Here is a 15,931-nt window from a genome sequence, read left to right as displayed (position 1 = left end):
TACTCTGACACGAAGCAGATCGTCATACGGGATCTGGTCCCGGCAAGGAGCTAAATCCGACATGGACCCCCGCGACCGGGCCGACGCCATGCTCGCCCGCGCCCGCGCACGTGGGCGGAACATCGTGACGCCGGACAACATGACGTCCCCCATGGACGCGTCCGACACCCTCCAGATCCCTCGGACGCTGGTCAACGCCATGGACCCGCGCCAAGACCCGGACTCGACGATGATCCTGCAGCCTTCCCAGATGGGGCAGCAGCAGCGTCCGCCACAGCAGCACCAGCAGAGGCCCGGCCAGCCGATGCCGACCCAGCCGATGCAGGTCGCGGATGACGCGGAGATCACTCAGGTCGTGCAGCCGGGCGTGATCCCGACGGTGTCCAACCACAAGCAGACGCGCAACTCGCTGTCCCAGCGCCTCAGCGGGAACATGTAGGGCTAGCGGCCTGCCCAGTCCCGCCAGACCCTCTGGCGGGTGACCTTCGAACGGGTGCCGATCACCAGTCGCTGGACCACGGTCACGGGCATCCTGATCAGCACCTCGCCGAGCACCCGCAGCCGCAGCCCGATCCGGAAGTTCGCGGCGTCCGGCACGTCCTTGCGCACCGGCAGCAGCGCCGTGATCACCAGGAACCGCGCGAGCTCCCGCACCGCCACCGAAGCCGGGGCGCACCGCAGCAGCATCAGCAGCCGGTTGCGCTCGTTCCACCGGTGGAAGAGCGGCGACCCCGGCCGCGTGCTCGCGCCGTGCCGATGACGCACCCGCGCCGGTCCGACCGAGATCACCCGGTGCCCGGCCAGCCGCAACCGCCAGGCCGTGTCGGTGTCCTCGTAGTAGCAGAAGAAACCGGCCGGCACGCCACCCGCGGCGCGCAGCTCGGACGTCCGCAGCAGTGCCGCACCACCGCAGAACCCGAACACCTCGCGCCCGGCGAGCACGACGTCCTTGCCGTAGCCGTCCGAGGTCAACGCCACACCGACGGACTGCGTCGAGCCGTCCGTCAGCAGGATCGACGAGGTGGCGGCGGCCGCGGCCGGTTCGGCCTCCAGCGCGTTCTCCAGCTCGCTCAGCCACGACGGGTCCGGCACCGCGTCGTCGTTGAGCCACGCGACGTACGGGGTGTCGACCAGATCGAGCACGGCCGCCAGCCCACCGGCGTAACCGCGGTTGCGCGGGAGCCGCACGACCTCGTGCCCGCTGATCAACTCGGCGGTGCCGTCGTCGGACGCGTTGTCGACCACGATCATCCTATGTGGACTCTTCTGGGCCGCGAGAGCGTCCAGGCACGCCGTGATGTGGTCACGGCCCCGCCACGTCACGACCACCACGGTGCTGAGTGCCGACACGGCGTGAGACGGTACGCGACGTGCCAGAGCTCGTAGTGCTGACCGAGCAACTCAACGCCCCCGTCCCCGGCGGCACCGGCCGCTACACGGCCGAGCTGCTGAAGGCCCTGAAGGAGACCGCGCCCGCAGGCTGGACAGTGACAACCGCGGCCACGGCGAACGCGGACCGCGTGATCAGGGTGCCGCGACGGGCGCTGGTGGCGTTGTGGGAACGGGGACTGCCGCCGAAGCTCGGCCCGCACGTGCACGCCCCCACGCCGCTCGCCCCGCTGCCGGGCGCGGTCGTGACCGTGCACGACGTGGTGCCGTGGACGCACCCGGAGACACTGACGCCGCGCGGCGTCGCGTGGCACCGCAAGGTCATCGAGAAGGCCGCACTGCAGGCGCGGGCGTTGGTCGTGCCGACGCAGGCCGTCGCCGGCCAACTGCGCGACCGCGTGCGCGTCGAGGTTCCGGTGCACGTGGTGCCCAACGGAGTCACCAGACTCGAAGGCCCGAAACCCGACGACCTTCCCGAACGGTATGTGCTCGCCATCGGCACCATCGAGCCGCGCAAGGGCTTCGACCTGCTGGTGCGGGCGACCGAACGGCTGAAGGCCCGGCTGGTCGTGATCGGGCCGCAGGGCTGGGGCGGCGTTGATCTGCGCGCACCGCACGTGACGTTGCTGGGCAAGGTTTCCGACGAACGGCTGGCGTCGGTGCTGGCCGGTGCGACCGTGCTCGCCGCGCCGAGCCTGGCCGAGGGTTTCGGGCTGCCGGTGCTGGAGGCGATGGCCGCGGGCGTCCCCGTCGTGCACTCCGACGACCCCGCTCTGGTGGAGGTCGCGGGCGGTGCGGGGACCGTCGTCCGGCGAGGAGACCTGACCTCGTTGACGGAAGGACTGCGGGCTGTCCTCATGGATCCGCATCACACCATCGAGGCCGGCGTCACCCGCGCAAGTGAGTTCACCTGGGAAAAGACCGCACGGGGTGTCTGGGAGACACACACGTAACAACCGGATTAGCGCATTCCCGCTAAACGCTTTCGCAAATGACATTACGCTAGCTGATCGTGCCGACCGTCGAACCCAACGTGCTGATCGACGCCACCGCGGTTCCCGCAGACCGTGGTGGCGTCGGCCGTTACGTGGATTCGCTCGTCGCCGCACTGGATGCCGACGGCGCCAGACTGTCCGTCGTGTGCCAGCCGCGCGACGAAGAACTCTTCACCAAGATCGCGCCGAACGCCCGTGTCGTGCGCGCCGCCGACGCCGTCGCCACCAGGACGGCCCGGCTGGCCTGGGAACAGGCGACGTTGCCGCGCCTCGTGCGGTCGCTCGGCATCGACGTCGTGCACTCACCGCACTACACACTTCCGTTGGCCAGCAAGGCCGCATCGGTCGTGACGCTGCACGACGCCACGTTCTTCACGGACCCCGTGCTGCACTCGTCGGTCAAGGCGCGCTTCTTCCGCGCGTGGACCCGCGCCTCGTTGAAGCGCGCGGATCTGTGCGTGGTGCCGTCACAGGCGACGTCCGACGAACTGGTGCGCGTCGCCGGAGCCGACCGCCGCGTCCTGCACATCGCGCAGCACGGCGTCGACACCGAACGCTTCCACCCGCCGTCGCCGGATGAGATCACCGCCGTGCGGCGGGCGTTGTCGTTGGGGGACACGCCGTACGTGGCGTTCCTCGGCGCGCTGGAACCGCGCAAGAACGTGCCGGCGCTGATCCGCGGCTTCGCCCAGGCGATGGTCGGCCGCGCCAACCCGCCCGCGCTCGTGCTCGCCGGCCAGCCCGGCTGGGACAGCCAGGTCGAACGCGCGCTCGACGCGGTGCCGCACCGGATCCGCGTGATCCGGGCGGGCTACCTGCCGTTCGAACAGCTCGCCGGGTTCCTCGGCGGTGCGGAACTGGTCGCCTACCCGTCGCTCGGCGAGGGCTTCGGCCTGCCGGTGCTGGAGGCGATGGCGTGCGGCGCGTGCGTGCTCACCACGCGAAGACTGTCGCTGCCAGAGGTCGGTGGTGAGGCGGTCGCGTACTGCGGTGTCGGAGCGGGGGACATCGCGGCGGCGATCGCCGATCTGTTGGACGACCCCGCCCGCCGGTCGGCCCTGGCAGCTTCCGGACAGCGACGTGCGAAGGACTTCTCCTGGTCGGTGAGCGCCGACCGCCACCGGCTGGCCTACGAGCGGGCAGCGCTGGTGCGCCGATCCCGCTGAATCGCGAGCCACTACTGTGTCGCGCGTGAACTACGGCGACGGACTTGGTGTCGTGACGGTCACGTACTCGCCGGGCGAGACGCTGGCACCGTTCGTGGACACCCTCGCGAAGGCGACCACCCGGCCGGTGCAGGTGATCCTCGCCGACAACGGTTCCACCGACGGCGTGCCCGAGCAGGTCGCAGCCGAACGCGAGCACGTCACGTTCCTGCCGACCGGGGGAAACCTCGGCTACGGCGGTGGCGCCAACCGCGGGGTCGCGGCGCTGGGGCCGGACGTCGGCTGGGTGCTCATCTCCAACCCCGACATCGAGTTCGCGCCGGGCAGCGTGGACACGTTGCTCGAAGCCGCCTCCCGGTGGCCGCGCGGCGGGATGTTCGGGCCGCTGATCCGCGAGCCGAACGGCGAGGTCTACCCGTCGGCCCGCCTGCTGCCGTCGCTGGGCCGCGGCCTCGGGCACGCGGTGTTCGGCGCGTTCTGGAAGTCGAACCCGTGGACCCGCGCGTACCGGCAGGAGAAGACGCCGGTCGAGCGGACCGCCGGGTGGCTCTCCGGCAGCTGCTTCCTGATGCGGCGCGAGGCGTTCGACTCGGTCAAGGGCTTCGACGAGCGCTACTTCATGTACTTCGAGGACGTGGACCTCGGCGAGCGGGTCGGCAGGGCCGGCTGGCAGAACGTCTACGTGCCCGACGCCGAGGTCACGCACATCGGTGGCCACTCCACCGCGCGGTCGTCCGACCGGATGCTGCGCGAGCACCACCGCAGCGCCTACCGGTACCTGGCCGACCGGCACCAGGGCGTGCTGTGGGCGCCGTTCAGGTTGCTGGTGAAGGCCGGGCTGACGCTGCGGGTGAAGATCCTCACCAGAGGCTGAGCCGTGTCCAGCTCACCGGTACCGAGACGCACGGCCTGGCTGCTCATCGCGGGTGGCTTCGCGGGGCTGGCGGCAGGCGTCGGGTTCGGCGTCACCCTCACCACGGGCCTGGTGTTCGTCGGGCTGCTGGGCGGCCTCGCGTACGCGCTCGGGGTGAGCGGCCTCGCCGAACGCAAGTGGATCGCGTTGCCAGCGTTCGCGCTCGGGCTCGTGGCGCCGTTCCTGCTGACGTTCGGCGGGCACAGCGTGCTGATGCAGCGGATCGGGCACGTCGAGCACTGCACCATCACGCAGGCGGAAGAACACCCGTTCGCCAAGTACCCGTCGGTGGACTACGTGCTCGCCTGCCCGAGCGGTGAGGTCGAGCTGAGCCGCGACTGGGACGACCGGCTCGCGATCATGGAGGCGGACGTTCTGGTCGGCTCGCCGCTGCGGCCGGTGTTCGCCGACAACGCCCGATGGAACCTGGTGCCGGTGACAAGCGTCCCCCTGGCGATGACTCTTCTCGTTCCCGTCGCCAGAGCACTCAGGAAGGTGCCGTGAGGCGACCGACGCCACTGATCGTGATCGGGCTGATCGCGATGGCCACCGCCGTCGTGCTGGGCGCCATCGTGCCGGTGCGGTACGACCTCGCGGTGCTGGTGCCGTGCTGCCTGCTGTCGCTCGCGTTCGCGTGGGGTGTCGGCAAGCTCGGGCCCGCGTGGCTGGTGCTGCCCGCGTTCATGGTCGTGATTCCCGGCACAGCCGTGCTGGTCAGCGACGGTCACCGCGCGTTGATGGACGCCCTCGGCACTCCGCAGACGTGCGTGATCTCCAGCGTCGAGGACCTCCCCCGGCCCGACAACCCGGCGTTCGCGCACCACATCACCTGCCCCGACGGCGCCGAGCTGCGCATCGTGGTGCTGGGTGAGCAGGACAAGAAGATGCAGCCGGGCCCGGCAACCGTGCTGCGGCACCCGTGGATGCGGCCGCTGCTCGCCGACCGCAACAACTGGTCCGTCGAGTGGGTGTTCGGAGTACCAATCGCGATCTTGCTGTTGCTGATCTGTGCAACCACACTGCGGGCGCGCAGAGTGATGAGGCAGGCTTAGCACGTGGATCGCGCATCACTGCCAGTCGTGTCCGTCGTCGTCGTCAACTACCGCGGCGCGGAGGACACCATCACCTGCGTGCGCGGACTCGCCGAGCTGGACTACCCGGCCGAGCTGCTGCAGGTGATCGTCGTCGACAACGAGGCGCACGACAGCGCGCGGCTGAAGACGGAACTGCCCGGCGCGAAGATCGTCACCTCGGACCAGAACCTCGGCTTCGCCGGCGGCTGCAACCTCGGTGTCGAGCACGCCACGGGCAGTGTGCTGGCGTTCCTGAACAACGACGCGCGTGCGGACCGCAACTGGGTCAGGACAGCGATCAAGGTGTTCCACGCCGAGCCGACGGTGGGCGCGGTCGCGAGCAAGGTGCTCGACTGGGACGGCCAGAAGATCGACTTCGTGGACGGCGGACTGACCTGGTTCGGCATGGGTTACAAGCGCCACGCCGGTCAGGACGACACCGGCGCGTACGACGCCCCGCAGGACGTGCTGTTCGGCACGGGATCGGCGCTGTTCGTGCGCGCGGAGGTCTACCGCGAGCTCGGCGGGTTCGACGACCGGTTCTTCATGTTCTACGAGGACGTCGACCTCGGCTGGCGGCTCAACCTGCGCGGCTGGCGGGTGCGCTACGAGCCCGCGTCGCTCACGTTCCACCGCCACCACGCGTCGATGAGCTCGATCGACCACAGCCGCGAGCTGTTCCTGCTGGAGCGCAACGCACTCGCGGCGCTGTACAAGAACTTCTCCGACGAGACGCTGGCCAAGGTGCTGCCGGCCGCGCTGGCGCTGTGCGTGCGCAGGGCCACGGCTCGCGGTGAGATCGACCCCACGCAGCTGGAGATCACGCGCAGGCCGTCGGATCCCGCGCTGGACCGCGAGCCGGTCGAGATGTCCCGCCAGGCGCTGGCCGGGTTCCTCGCGATCGACCAGTTCGTCGAGCTGATGCCGTCGCTGGCCGAGTCGCGCAAGGCCGAGCAGGCCGCGCGCCGCAGGTCCGACACCGATCTGGTGCCGTTGATGCGCAAGGCGCTGGAGCCCGCCTATCCCCTGCCCCGCTACCTCGCGGCGCACGACATCCTCGTCGACGTGCTCGGCCTGGACGAGGTGTTCGGCAGGCCGCGCAAGATCCTGGTGATCACCGGCGACGCGATCTCCGACCGGATGGCCGGTCCCGCGATCCGCGCCTGGCACATGGCCGACGTCCTGTCCGGCGAGCACCAGGTGCGCCTCGTGACGACCAACCCGCTGTGCCTGCCACCGGACGCGCCGTTCGCCGTCGAGCGGGCCCGGCCGAAGGAGCTGCCGCCGCACGTCGCATGGGCGGACGTGATCGTGCTGCAGGGCCACGCGCTGGAGATGATCAGCGAGCTGAAGAAGCAGTCGTCGACCAAGATCGTGGTCTGCGACATGTACGACCCGATGCACCTCGAACTGCTGGAACAGGGCAAGGACGACACGGACGAGAAGCGCGCCCTCGACCTGGAGACCGTCACGCGGGTGCTGAACACCCAGCTCGAACGCGGCGACTTCTTCCTGTGCGCGTCGGAACGGCAGCGGCACTTCTGGCTCGGCCACCTCGCGGCCCTGGGCAGGCTGACGCCCACGTTGTACGACAACGACCCCACGACGCAGTCGCTGCTCGGTATCGTCCCGTTCGGACTGTCCGGCAAGCCGCCGCAGCGCACCGGCCCGGCGATCAAGGGTGTGGTGCCCGGCATCTCGGACACCGACAAGGTCGTGATCTGGGCCGGTGGCGTCTACAGCTGGTTCGACCCGCTGTCGCTGATCCACGCCATGGACCGGCTGCGCGCGCGGCGTTCCGACGTGAAGCTGTTCTTCCTCGGCATGAAGCACCCGAACCCCGAGGTGCCGGACATGGACATCGCCGGCCAGACGCGCGGGTTGTCGGCGTCGCTGGGGCTGACCGGGGAGCACGTGTTCTTCAACGACGGGTGGGTGCCGTACAACGAGCGGCAGAACTTCCTGCTCGACGCTCACTGCGGTGTCACCACGCACTACGAGCACGTGGAGACCACGTTCGCGTTCCGCACGCGGGTGCTCGACTACCTGTGGGCGGGCCTGCCGATCGTCACCACGTCCGGCGACTCGTTCGCGGACCTGGTGCTGCGGGAAGGTTTGGGTGTCGTCGTGCCGCCGGAGGACCCGGAGGCACTGGCCGACGCTCTGGAGAAGGTGCTCTACGACGAGGAGTTCGCGGCCGCGTGCCGTGAGCGCATCGCCGTCGTCCGTGAACGGTTCACCTGGGAGACGGCGCTCGCGCCGCTGGCGGAGTTCTGCCGCGATCCCAGGCCTGCCGCGGACCGTCTGCCCGGCTCGTCACCACTGGTGCGCACACCGGGGTTGAGCAAGGCGGACAAGGTGAAGCGGGACCTGCGACTGGTGCGCGAGTACCTGGACGCGGGTGGCCCGACCGAGTTGGCCAAGCGGGCGACGGGGCGTCTGCGCAAGATCGCGCGTGGTGGACTTAATGGCTAGAGCCCCGAAACCTCTCTCCGTGCTGCTCGACGGCACGCCTTTGCTCGGACTCCGCACCGGAATCGGCCGCTACACCGCGGCATTGGCCGAAGAACTGGCTTCCATGACGGAGGAGGTCGACGTACGGGCGGTGGCGTTCACGTTGCGCGGCTGGCGCGCGTTGCGGACGGTGTTGCCGCACGACGTCATCGCGCGCGGTCTGCCCGTCTCGGCACGGGCGCTGCGGGAAATGTGGCTGCGCGCGCCGTTCCCGCCGGTCGAGATGCTGGCCGGGTTCACCGACGTCATGCACGGCACGAACTTCGTGCTGCCGCCGACGATCCGGGCAGGCAAGGTGGTGACGATCCACGACCTCGCCTTCCTGGACTCGCCCGGTGACCTGCCGCCGTCGGACCGCCGGTTGCCCGAGCTCGTCCGGCTGTCGGCCCAGCGAGCGGATGTGATCTGCACGCCGACCGCGGCTGTCGCCTCCGTGGTGGCCGACCGGTTCTCGGTGCCGCTGGACAAGATCGTGGTGACGCCCCTGGGTGTCGACCCTGCCTGGTTCGCGTCGCGGCCGCCGTCTCCGACGTTGCGCGGCCGGTTGGGACTGCCGTCGGAGTACCTGCTGTTCGTGGGTGCGGACGGGCCGCGCAAGGGGCTCCAGTACCTGGTGAAGGCGCACGCCGTCGATCCGTCGCTGCCGCCGCTGGTGATCGTCGGGCCCGGTCAGTCCGGAGTGGACGGCCGGGTGCTGCGGACCGGATACCTGTCGGACGTGCACCTGCGGTCGGTCGTGGCGGGGGCCACCGCGCTGGTGCTGCCGTCGCGCGACGAGGGCTTCGGGCTGCCGGTGCTGGAAGCGTTGGCGTGCAACGTTCCCGTGGTGTGCTCGGACGTGCCCGCGCTGCGCGAGGTCGCCGGCGGACACGCGTTGCACGTGCCGGTCGGTGATGTCGAAGCGCTGGCCGAGGGCCTGGCTCAGGCCGTGGCCGCTCCGGCCACTCCCGCGGCTCAGGCGGAGCGGCGGGCGTACGCGTCCGGGTTCACCTGGCGGCGGTGTGCGGAGAAGACCGTCGAGGCGTACCGGAGGAGCAGGGCCTAGCGCTGTGAGGCGTCAGGAATCGCTGACGCCTCAACGACTTCACCGAGAGTGCGGCCTCGGCGAGTACTTGTCCAGCTGGCTCATCGACACCTGTCGCGAGCCCGTGACAACGGCAACGCACCTGAGGAAGCGTTGCCGATCGGAATCCGCTGTCGCGGGACGCTGAGGATTGCGCCCGGAATCGAACATGCCGAACAGGTTCCCGCACTTGGAACGGCCGTGCCAGACCGGTCACTCCAATGGCGCAGCACCTGTACGCGGAGCTACCACCCCTGCCTTGAATGCCTCCGAAAGGGCGCTGCGCCAGTGCGGCAACGGGCGCAACCCCGCTGCTGCCCACGCCGCACCCGACAGCACCGAGTAGGCGGGTCGCGGGGCCGGCCGCGGGAAGTCTGCCGTGGTGCACGGCTGCACGCGGGCCGGATCGGCGCCCAGTTCCTCGAAAATCGCCTGCGCGAAGCGGAACCACGTCGTCTCGCCACCACCGGTGGCGTGCAGCAGGCGCTGCGACGGCAGGACCGAGACCAGCTCCAGCAGTCCGGCAGCGAGGTCGTGCGACCACGTCGGAGAGCCGAGCTGATCGTCCACAACGGACAGCGAGGGACGCGAGCTTTCCAGCGCGGCAATGGTTTTCACGAAGTTCGAGCCGTTCACGCCGTAGACCCACGAGGTGCGCACGACCCAGCCGCCCGCGTCCAGCACACGGCGTTCGCCTTCGAGCTTCGTGCGCCCGTACGCGGATTTCGGCCCGACCGGGTCGGACGGCTCGTACGGCCGCGTGCCGTCACCGGAGAACACGTAGTCCGTCGACACGTGGATCAACGGGATACCAACGGAAGCGCACGCCTCGGCGAGCAGACCAGGGCCGACGGCGTTGACCTCGAACGCGCGGTCCTCGTCGGTCTCGGCCGCGTCGACAGCGGTGTACGCGGCACAGTTGATCACCGCGGCGGCGCCTGCGAGATCAGCCGGGGAAACCGCGGTCACGTCGAGCTCGGCGGAGGACACCGCGCGGACGTCGGAAGACAGGGCAGCGAGGTCGTGGCCGAGCTGGCCGCGGCCACCGGGAACGAGGATCAACGCTCAGCCCTTCGCCAACTCGGCGCGCTCCTTGAGCGGCTCCCACCACGCGCGGTTCTCGCGGTACCACTCGACGGTGTCGGCGAGACCGACGGCGAAGTCGACCTGCGGCGCGTAGCCCAGCTCGGACGAGATCTTGGAGATGTCGACCGAGTAGCGGCGGTCGTGGCCCTTGCGGTCGGTCACCGGCTCGACGAACGACCAGTCACGGCCCGTCGCGGCGAGCAGCTTCTCAGTGAGCTCGCGGTTGGTGAGCTCGGTGCCGCCGCCGATGTTGTAGATCTCACCGGGCCGGCCGGCCTCGGCGATGAGCTGGATGCCGCGGCAGTGGTCGGCCACGTGCAGCCAGTCGCGCACGTTCAGGCCATCGCCGTAGAGAGGCACCTTCTTGCCGTCGATCAAATTGGTGACGAAGAGGGGAATCACCTTTTCAGGGAACTGGTACGGCCCGTAATTGTTCGAACACCGAGTGATGCTCACGGGCAGTCCGTGAGTGCGGTGGAACGCACGCGCGAGCAGATCCGAGGAGGCCTTGGAAGCCGAGTACGGGGAGTTCGGTTCCAGGATGTGCGTCTCCGACCACGAACCGTTCTCGATGGAGCCGTAGACCTCGTCCGTCGACACGTGGACGAACCGGCCGACGCCCGCGTTCAGGGCGCCCTGCAGCAGCGTCTGCGTGCCCAGCACGTTGGTGAGCACGAAGTCGGCGGAGCCCGTGATGGAGCGGTCGACGTGCGACTCGGCCGCGAAGTGCACGACCACGTCGACGCCGCGCATCTGCTCGGCCACGACCCCGGGGTCGCAGATGTCGCCGCGCACGAACTCGAACTTGCCGGCGACCGGCGCGAGGTTGGTCTCGCTGCCCGCGTAGGTGAGCTTGTCGAGCACCACCACCTCGGCACCCGCGAAGGCCGGGTACGAGCCGCTCACCAACTCCCGCACGTAGTGCGAGCCGATGAAGCCGGCCCCACCTGTCACCAGTACGCGCATGCTCATTTCCTCCTGTGGTGTTCCCGCTCGCAGTCTGTCACGTACCTAATCGCTGCAACCCACAGCAACGTCACGTCGTGTGTCTTATAAACGACTAAACTCGGCGTGGTGGGGGAGGAAACGGCTGTGGAAGGCAGGAGTCTGCCGGTCAGGGTGGAGGGAACCCGGCCGTCTGCGACCTTCCGCGCGTTCCTGGTGACCGGGAAGATCTTCGTCGCGCTCGTCTCGACCGCTGTGCTTCTGCTCACGTCGTACGGCTGGGGCAAGCTGCGGGCGGCGGACGACGGCATCGTCAAGACCAAGGTCATCGAGGACGACATCGCGAAGGACGCCGGGCGCAAGCCGCTCGACGGCGCCGTCGACATCCTCCTCGTCGGCCTGGACAGCCGCACAGACGCGCAGGGCAACCCGCTGTCGAAGGAAGCGCTGGCCCTGCTCAACGGCGGGTACGCCGACGGCGAGCAGAACACCGACACGATGATCCTCGTGCACATCCCGGTGGACGGCACGCGCGCGGTCGCGATCTCGTTCCCGCGCGACTCCTACGTGGAGATCGCCGACGGGTTCGGCAAGCACAAGCTCAACTCCGCGTTCGCCCGCAAGCGCAACACCGCCGACCAGGAGATGCGGAACAAGGGCGAGACCGACGAGCAGAAGATCCGCACCGAGTCGATGGCCGCCGGCCGCAAGACGCTGATCAAGACGATCGAGAACATGGCCGGCGGATCGGTGCGCATCGACCGGTACGCCGAGGTCAACCTCGCGAGCTTCTACGAGGTCACGAAGGCCATCGGCGGCGTGGAGGTGTGTGTGAAGGAGGCCACCTCCGACAGCGACTCCGGCGCGAACTTCAAGGCGGGCCCGCAGACGATCGAGGGTGCCCAGGCGCTGTCGTTCGTGCGGCAGCGCAAGGGTCTCCCCGGTGGCGACCTCGACCGCATCGTGCGGCAGCAGGTGTTCATCGGGGCGCTGGCGAAGAAGGTGCTGTCGACCGGCACGCTGACCGATCCGAGCAAGCTGAACGGGCTGGTCGAGGCCGTGCAGAAGTCGGTGGTCCTGAGCGACGGCTGGGACATCACCACGTTCGCCGAGCAGATGCAGGGCCTGGTGGGCGGCAACATCGAGTTCCGCACCATCCCGGTGGGTGACCCGACGGACACCTACGGCGACGGAAACGTGCTGCCGGTGAACCCGGCCCAGGTGCGGCAGTTCCTCACGAGCCTCGCCGCGGACAAGTCCCCGTCCAGCTCGTCGTCGCCGACACCCACCACGACGCTGCCCGCGCCACCGAACTCGTCGATCACCGTGCAGGTCTACAACGCGGCCGGGATCCAGGGTCTCGCGAGCCAGGTGCAGAACACGTTGGCCGCCAAGGGTTTCAAGCGCGGCGTCGTCGACTCGGCGCCGCAGAACAGCGACACGACCGTCGTGAGGTACGCGCCCGGTGAGGAGGGGTCCGCGCGCAAGGTCGCGGCCGAGCTCGGGCAGAACGTCACGGTCGAGGAGAACGCATCCGTCCGAAAAGGACAGGTGCAGGTCTTCGTCGGCACCGACTACTCCGCACCGGCCGGCAACGACGAAGGCGTCGACCCGCAGGGCGTGCCCGGCACGTCGTCGGCCGGCCCGTCGAGCAGTGCCCCGCCGATCACGGCGGGCGGACTGGTCTGCGTGAACTGAAACCCTCGGCGTAACGAGCATTCGGTAGTTACGCTGAGCACGCAAATCCAGCACACGGAGGACCAACGTTGAGCGCTGCCGCACGCGCGAAGAAGACCGCACTGGTCGTCGGCCGGACGGTCGTCGCGCTGGTCGCCGTGACAACGTTGGCGTTCTCCGGCTGGTCCTGGTCGACCCTGCGGCGCGTCGAGAACAACCTCAACACCACCCAGATCCTCGAGGTGCTGGACGACATCCCGAACTCGCCACCCGTCGAGGACGGTGCGATCGACATCCTCCTGGTGGGCAGCGACAGCCGGACGGACGCACAGGGCCGGCCACTCCCCCCGGACGTGCTGCGCAAGTTGCGCACCGAAGGCACGGACACGGTGAACACGGACACGATCATCGTGATGCGGGTGCCGCGCAACGGCGGCAAGGCGAGCGCGATCTCGATCCCCCGCGACACGTACGTGCCGATCGCCGGCTATCGCGAGGACAAGATCAACTCAGCGTACGGCGCGGTGAAGTACCTGACCGCCGAACGGCTGCAGGCCGAGGGCGTGCGGGACCAGCAGGAGCGTGAGCGCAAGTCCGACGAGGCGGGCCGCCGCGCGCTGGTGCAGGCGGTGCAGGACCTCACCGGGATGCGCGTCGACCACTACGCCGAGGTCAACCTCTACGGGTTCTACCTGTTGACCGAGGTGATCGGCGGCGTGAAGGTGTGCCTCAAGGCCGGCACGTCGGACCCGAACTCCGGCGCGAACTTCCGCGCGGGCGAGCAGGTGATCTCCGGCGGCGACGCGCTGTCGTTCGTGCGGCAGCGGAACATGCCCGGCGGCGACCTCGGCCGCATCACCCGGCAGCAGGTGTTCATGTCGCAGGCGATGAAGCAGCTGCTGTCCGCGGGCACGTTCACCGATCCCGGACGGATGAACGGCCTGCTCGACGCCGTGTCGAAGTCGATCGTGGTGGACGAGAAGCTCGACCTGGCCACGCTGGCCACGCAGGCGCAGGGCCTCGCGTCGGGCAACGTGGAGTTCGCCACGATCCCGGTGACGAACATCGACGCGCGCAACGAGCGCGGCCAGAGCGTGGTCACGGTGGACCGCGAGGCGGTGAAGGCGTGGGTGGCGCAGCTGATCGGCGAGACCCCGAAGCCCGTCCCGTCGTCTGTGTCGTCCCCTGGGACCCCCGGTACGCCCTCGCGGTTCGGTCCTGAGAAGCTGCTCTCGCTGGACGGCGCGCACGCCGTGGCAGCGCAACAGGATGTGCCCTGCGTCGACTAGGAGTGCCGCGTGAGCGTGACCGAGATCCTCTTCACGCCGTTGCTGAAGGCCGATCCGGGCCGTCCGCTGATCACGCACTACGACGACGCGGCGGGCTCTCGCATCGAGCTGTCCCGCGCGACCGTGAAGAACTGGGCCGCCAAGACGGCGAACTGGCTGCGGGACGAGCACGACGTCGAGCCGGGCGACCCGGTGGCGGTGCTGTTGCCCGCGCACTGGCAGACCGTCGGCGTGCTGCTGGGCGCGTGGTGGTGCGGCGCCCACGTGGTCGGTGCGGGCGAAAGCGCGAAGGTGGCCGTGGTGCCGCCCGGTGGCACGGCGGACGCCGACGTCGTGGCCGTGGCGTCGTTGCACCCCATGGGCGCGGGTTCCGGTGCCCCGGTCGACTACAACGACGACGTGCGCGTGCACGGTGACGACTTCATGCCGTGGGAACCGGTTCCTGGTTCGACGCCGGCCCTTGGCGAGTCCACTGTGGACGAGGTGGTGACGCGGGCACGGGAGCTCGGCGCGGAGATGGGCAGCGAGCCGCGCGTGATGTCCACTGTGGAGTGGGACACGCCTTCCCGTCTGCTGGAAGGGTTTCTCGCCGTGCTGGCGGTCGGTGGCTCACTGGTGCAGGTGACCAATCCCGACGCGGGCCTGATGGCCGCGCGCCGGGATACCGAGAAGGTCACGCTGCAGCTCGACTAGGACTGCCACTTCAAGCCGTAGGCCGCGGTGACCTTGTGAGTGGTGAAGCCCGTGGTGAGCATTCCCGAACCTTTCCTGTTCTTGCTGTTGTCCACTCGCACCTGGGTGTGGAGCGTGAGGACGACGGAATCGCCTGGAATCGCGGAGAACACGGGCTGATCCACCACGTCGGACGCCTCGTAGCTCTCCGAGGGCGGACCTGCGAAGGCCGTGGTGAACGTTTGCGACTCCTGGGCGTCCACAACCTGGGCTTCGGTCTTCACGACCGCGGTCACGTCCTTGTCGAGTTCGGCGTACCCGCGGAACGTGGCACTGTGCATTGCGACGCGTCTTCCCGCAGCGCCGACGTTGAGGGTGATTTCGCCTCGCAGAGCTTCCGCGTCTCGGTGACCGGAACACCCGGTCCCGCCGACGCGACCAACTTGTCGTAGGACAGCACCAGCTCTGCATCGGCATCGTCGATTGCGACGTCGAGCGACCCGGCCGGACATCCGGCCCCCGCGTAGACGACCTTCTCGATGACCACTTCCGGCGCGGCGTTCGCCACCGGATGGCATCCGAAGAGCACCAACAACGCCGTCGCGAGCAGCTTCCTTCTCATTCGCCTCCCCCTTCCGCGTTCCTTCGACGCTGGGGAAAGGCGGACCTGCCGCCCGGCCCGTACCACGATCGTGGACACGGGCCGGACGAGGAAGGTCACGCCGCAGCTGGGTTGAGCACCTTGTTGTTCTTGAACAGCACGCGGTCCAGCGAGTAGGCACCACCGTTGAAACCGAGCGCGAGCGCGGCCGCGCCGAGCGCCACGACGAGCTCGCCGCCGCCCTCGCCGAGCAGGCCGTTCGGCAGGTGGACGATGAGCAGCGCGCCGAGCATGTTGGCGGCGAGCAGCACGCCGACGACCGGCAGCAGGACACCGGCGATCAGCGCGAGACCACCGACGAGCTCGACCGTCGCGGCGAACGTGGCCGAGACCGAGGGCAGCGGCACGCCCATCTTCTCGAAGGACGCGCTGGTGCCGGCGATGCCCCACTCGCTGAACTTCTGCCAGCCGTGCGCGACGAACACGATGCCGATGCCGATGCGGCCGATGAGTGCGGCTACGTCCTTGACCATGGTGTTTGCTCCCCG

17 protein-coding genes are annotated in these 15,931 nt (G+C 69.3%); 11 read left to right on the top strand and 6 right to left on the bottom strand.

All coding sequences use genetic code 11. The features are described from left to right. Positions 1–61 precede the first annotated feature (61 nt). Complete coding sequence (locus tag ABFX45_RS10615) at positions 62–439, top strand: hypothetical protein (RefSeq protein WP_109639207.1); 378 nt, start codon at positions 62–64, stop codon at positions 437–439. A gap of 2 nt (positions 440–441) precedes the next feature. Here ABFX45_RS10615 and ABFX45_RS10610 read toward each other — a convergent pair whose 3' ends face one another. Then, on the bottom strand, positions 442–1,350 hold the full coding sequence (locus tag ABFX45_RS10610) for a glycosyltransferase family 2 protein (RefSeq protein ID WP_346129304.1): 909 nt from the start codon (positions 1,348–1,350) through the stop codon (positions 442–444). A gap of 20 nt (positions 1,351–1,370) precedes the next feature. Here ABFX45_RS10610 and ABFX45_RS10605 point away from each other — a divergent pair, with 20 nt between their 5' ends. The 7 genes from ABFX45_RS10605 (at position 1,371) to ABFX45_RS10575 (ending at position 9,095) form a co-directional block, all read left to right on the top strand. After that, positions 1,371–2,342: a glycosyltransferase family 4 protein gene (locus ABFX45_RS10605; protein ID WP_346129302.1), complete on the top strand. Its 972-nt coding sequence runs from the start codon at positions 1,371–1,373 to the stop codon at positions 2,340–2,342. 80 nt (positions 2,343–2,422) lie between these two features. Then, positions 2,423–3,550 carry a glycosyltransferase family 4 protein gene (locus ABFX45_RS10600; RefSeq protein WP_346129633.1) on the top strand — a complete coding sequence of 376 codons (1,128 nt, stop codon included), beginning with the start codon at positions 2,423–2,425 and terminating at the stop codon, positions 3,548–3,550. 25 nt (positions 3,551–3,575) lie between these two features. Then, positions 3,576–4,424: a glycosyltransferase family 2 protein gene (locus ABFX45_RS10595; protein ID WP_211337517.1), complete on the top strand. Its 849-nt coding sequence runs from the start codon at positions 3,576–3,578 to the stop codon at positions 4,422–4,424. 3 nt (positions 4,425–4,427) lie between these two features. After that, positions 4,428–4,967 carry a hypothetical protein gene (locus ABFX45_RS10590; RefSeq protein WP_346129299.1) on the top strand — a complete coding sequence of 180 codons (540 nt, stop codon included), beginning with the start codon at positions 4,428–4,430 and terminating at the stop codon, positions 4,965–4,967. Further along, positions 4,964–5,515: a hypothetical protein gene (locus ABFX45_RS10585; RefSeq protein WP_109639203.1), complete on the top strand. Its 552-nt coding sequence runs from the start codon at positions 4,964–4,966 to the stop codon at positions 5,513–5,515. The genes ABFX45_RS10590 and ABFX45_RS10585 overlap by 4 nt, the downstream gene beginning before the upstream one ends. 3 nt (positions 5,516–5,518) lie before the next feature. Next, on the top strand, positions 5,519–8,011 hold the full coding sequence (locus tag ABFX45_RS10580) for a glycosyltransferase (protein ID WP_233439986.1): 2,493 nt from the start codon (positions 5,519–5,521) through the stop codon (positions 8,009–8,011). Next, positions 8,004–9,095 carry a glycosyltransferase family 4 protein gene (locus ABFX45_RS10575; protein WP_109639201.1) on the top strand — a complete coding sequence of 364 codons (1,092 nt, stop codon included), beginning with the start codon at positions 8,004–8,006 and terminating at the stop codon, positions 9,093–9,095. Before ABFX45_RS10580 ends, ABFX45_RS10575 begins: the two co-directional genes overlap by 8 nt. 231 nt (positions 9,096–9,326) lie before the next feature. Here ABFX45_RS10575 and rfbD read toward each other — a convergent pair whose 3' ends face one another. Continuing rightward, on the bottom strand, positions 9,327–10,175 hold the full coding sequence (gene rfbD, locus ABFX45_RS10570) for a dTDP-4-dehydrorhamnose reductase (RefSeq protein WP_346129296.1): 849 nt from the start codon (positions 10,173–10,175) through the stop codon (positions 9,327–9,329). Positions 10,176–10,178: 3 nt separating this feature from the next. Beyond that, entirely contained in the window at positions 10,179–11,165 is a 987-nt protein-coding gene (gene rfbB / locus ABFX45_RS10565; RefSeq protein ID WP_346129294.1) for a dTDP-glucose 4,6-dehydratase, read from the bottom strand. A 108-nt stretch (positions 11,166–11,273) separates the two neighbouring features. Here rfbB and ABFX45_RS10560 point away from each other — a divergent pair, with 108 nt between their 5' ends. The 3 genes from ABFX45_RS10560 to ABFX45_RS10550 all read left to right on the top strand — a co-directional run bounded on the left by ABFX45_RS10560 (position 11,274) and on the right by ABFX45_RS10550 (position 14,803). Continuing rightward, positions 11,274–12,842, top strand: a complete 1,569-nt coding sequence (locus tag ABFX45_RS10560) for an LCP family protein (protein WP_346129292.1) — start codon at positions 11,274–11,276, stop codon at positions 12,840–12,842. A gap of 68 nt (positions 12,843–12,910) precedes the next feature. After that, the gene (locus ABFX45_RS10555) at positions 12,911–14,110 is read left to right on the top strand and encodes an LCP family protein (protein WP_109639199.1); all 1,200 of its coding nucleotides are present in this window, start codon (positions 12,911–12,913) and stop codon (positions 14,108–14,110) included. 9 nt (positions 14,111–14,119) lie between these two features. Continuing rightward, positions 14,120–14,803, top strand: coding sequence for a TIGR03089 family protein (locus ABFX45_RS10550; RefSeq protein WP_346129290.1), 684 nt, complete (start codon positions 14,120–14,122; stop codon positions 14,801–14,803). Here ABFX45_RS10550 and ABFX45_RS10545 read toward each other — a convergent pair. The 3 genes from ABFX45_RS10545 to ABFX45_RS10535 all read right to left on the bottom strand — a co-directional run bounded on the left by ABFX45_RS10545 (position 14,800) and on the right by ABFX45_RS10535 (position 15,916). Further along, complete coding sequence (locus tag ABFX45_RS10545; protein ID WP_346129288.1) at positions 14,800–15,123, bottom strand: DUF4360 domain-containing protein; 324 nt, start codon at positions 15,121–15,123, stop codon at positions 14,800–14,802. The genes ABFX45_RS10550 and ABFX45_RS10545 overlap by 4 nt on opposite strands. Then, positions 15,075–15,404, bottom strand: coding sequence for a DUF4360 domain-containing protein (locus ABFX45_RS10540; RefSeq protein WP_346129286.1), 330 nt, complete (start codon positions 15,402–15,404; stop codon positions 15,075–15,077). The genes ABFX45_RS10545 and ABFX45_RS10540 overlap by 49 nt, the downstream gene beginning before the upstream one ends. A 95-nt stretch (positions 15,405–15,499) precedes the next feature. Beyond that, positions 15,500–15,916 (bottom strand): DoxX family protein, encoded by a 417-nt coding sequence (locus tag ABFX45_RS10535; protein WP_112226918.1) that lies wholly within the window; start codon positions 15,914–15,916, stop codon positions 15,500–15,502. Positions 15,917–15,931 lie beyond the last annotated feature (15 nt).

Source organism: Lentzea roselyniae, assembly GCF_039537795.1.
GTDB classification, from domain to species: Bacteria; Actinomycetota; Actinomycetes; order Mycobacteriales; family Pseudonocardiaceae; genus Lentzea; species Lentzea atacamensis.
The sequence above is the reverse complement of the archived record's forward strand: the minus strand, read 5'-3'. Positions and strand labels throughout refer to the sequence as shown.

Excerpts from the sequence above, each read along its gene's own strand:
- ABFX45_RS10575 (WP_109639201.1), top strand. The coding sequence starts at position 8,004 with ATGGCTAGAGCCCCGAAACCTCTCTCCGTGCTGCTCGACGGCACGCCT.
- ABFX45_RS10545 (WP_346129288.1), bottom strand. The coding sequence starts at position 15,123 with ATGCACAGTGCCACGTTCCGCGGGTACGCCGAACTCGACAAGGACGTG.
- ABFX45_RS10535 (WP_112226918.1), bottom strand. The coding sequence starts at position 15,916 with ATGGTCAAGGACGTAGCCGCACTCATCGGCCGCATCGGCATCGGCATC.
- ABFX45_RS10615 (WP_109639207.1), top strand. The coding sequence starts at position 62 with ATGGACCCCCGCGACCGGGCCGACGCCATGCTCGCCCGCGCCCGCGCA.
- ABFX45_RS10540 (WP_346129286.1), bottom strand. The coding sequence starts at position 15,404 with ATGAGAAGGAAGCTGCTCGCGACGGCGTTGTTGGTGCTCTTCGGATGC.
- rfbB (WP_346129294.1), bottom strand. The coding sequence starts at position 11,165 with ATGCGCGTACTGGTGACAGGTGGGGCCGGCTTCATCGGCTCGCACTAC.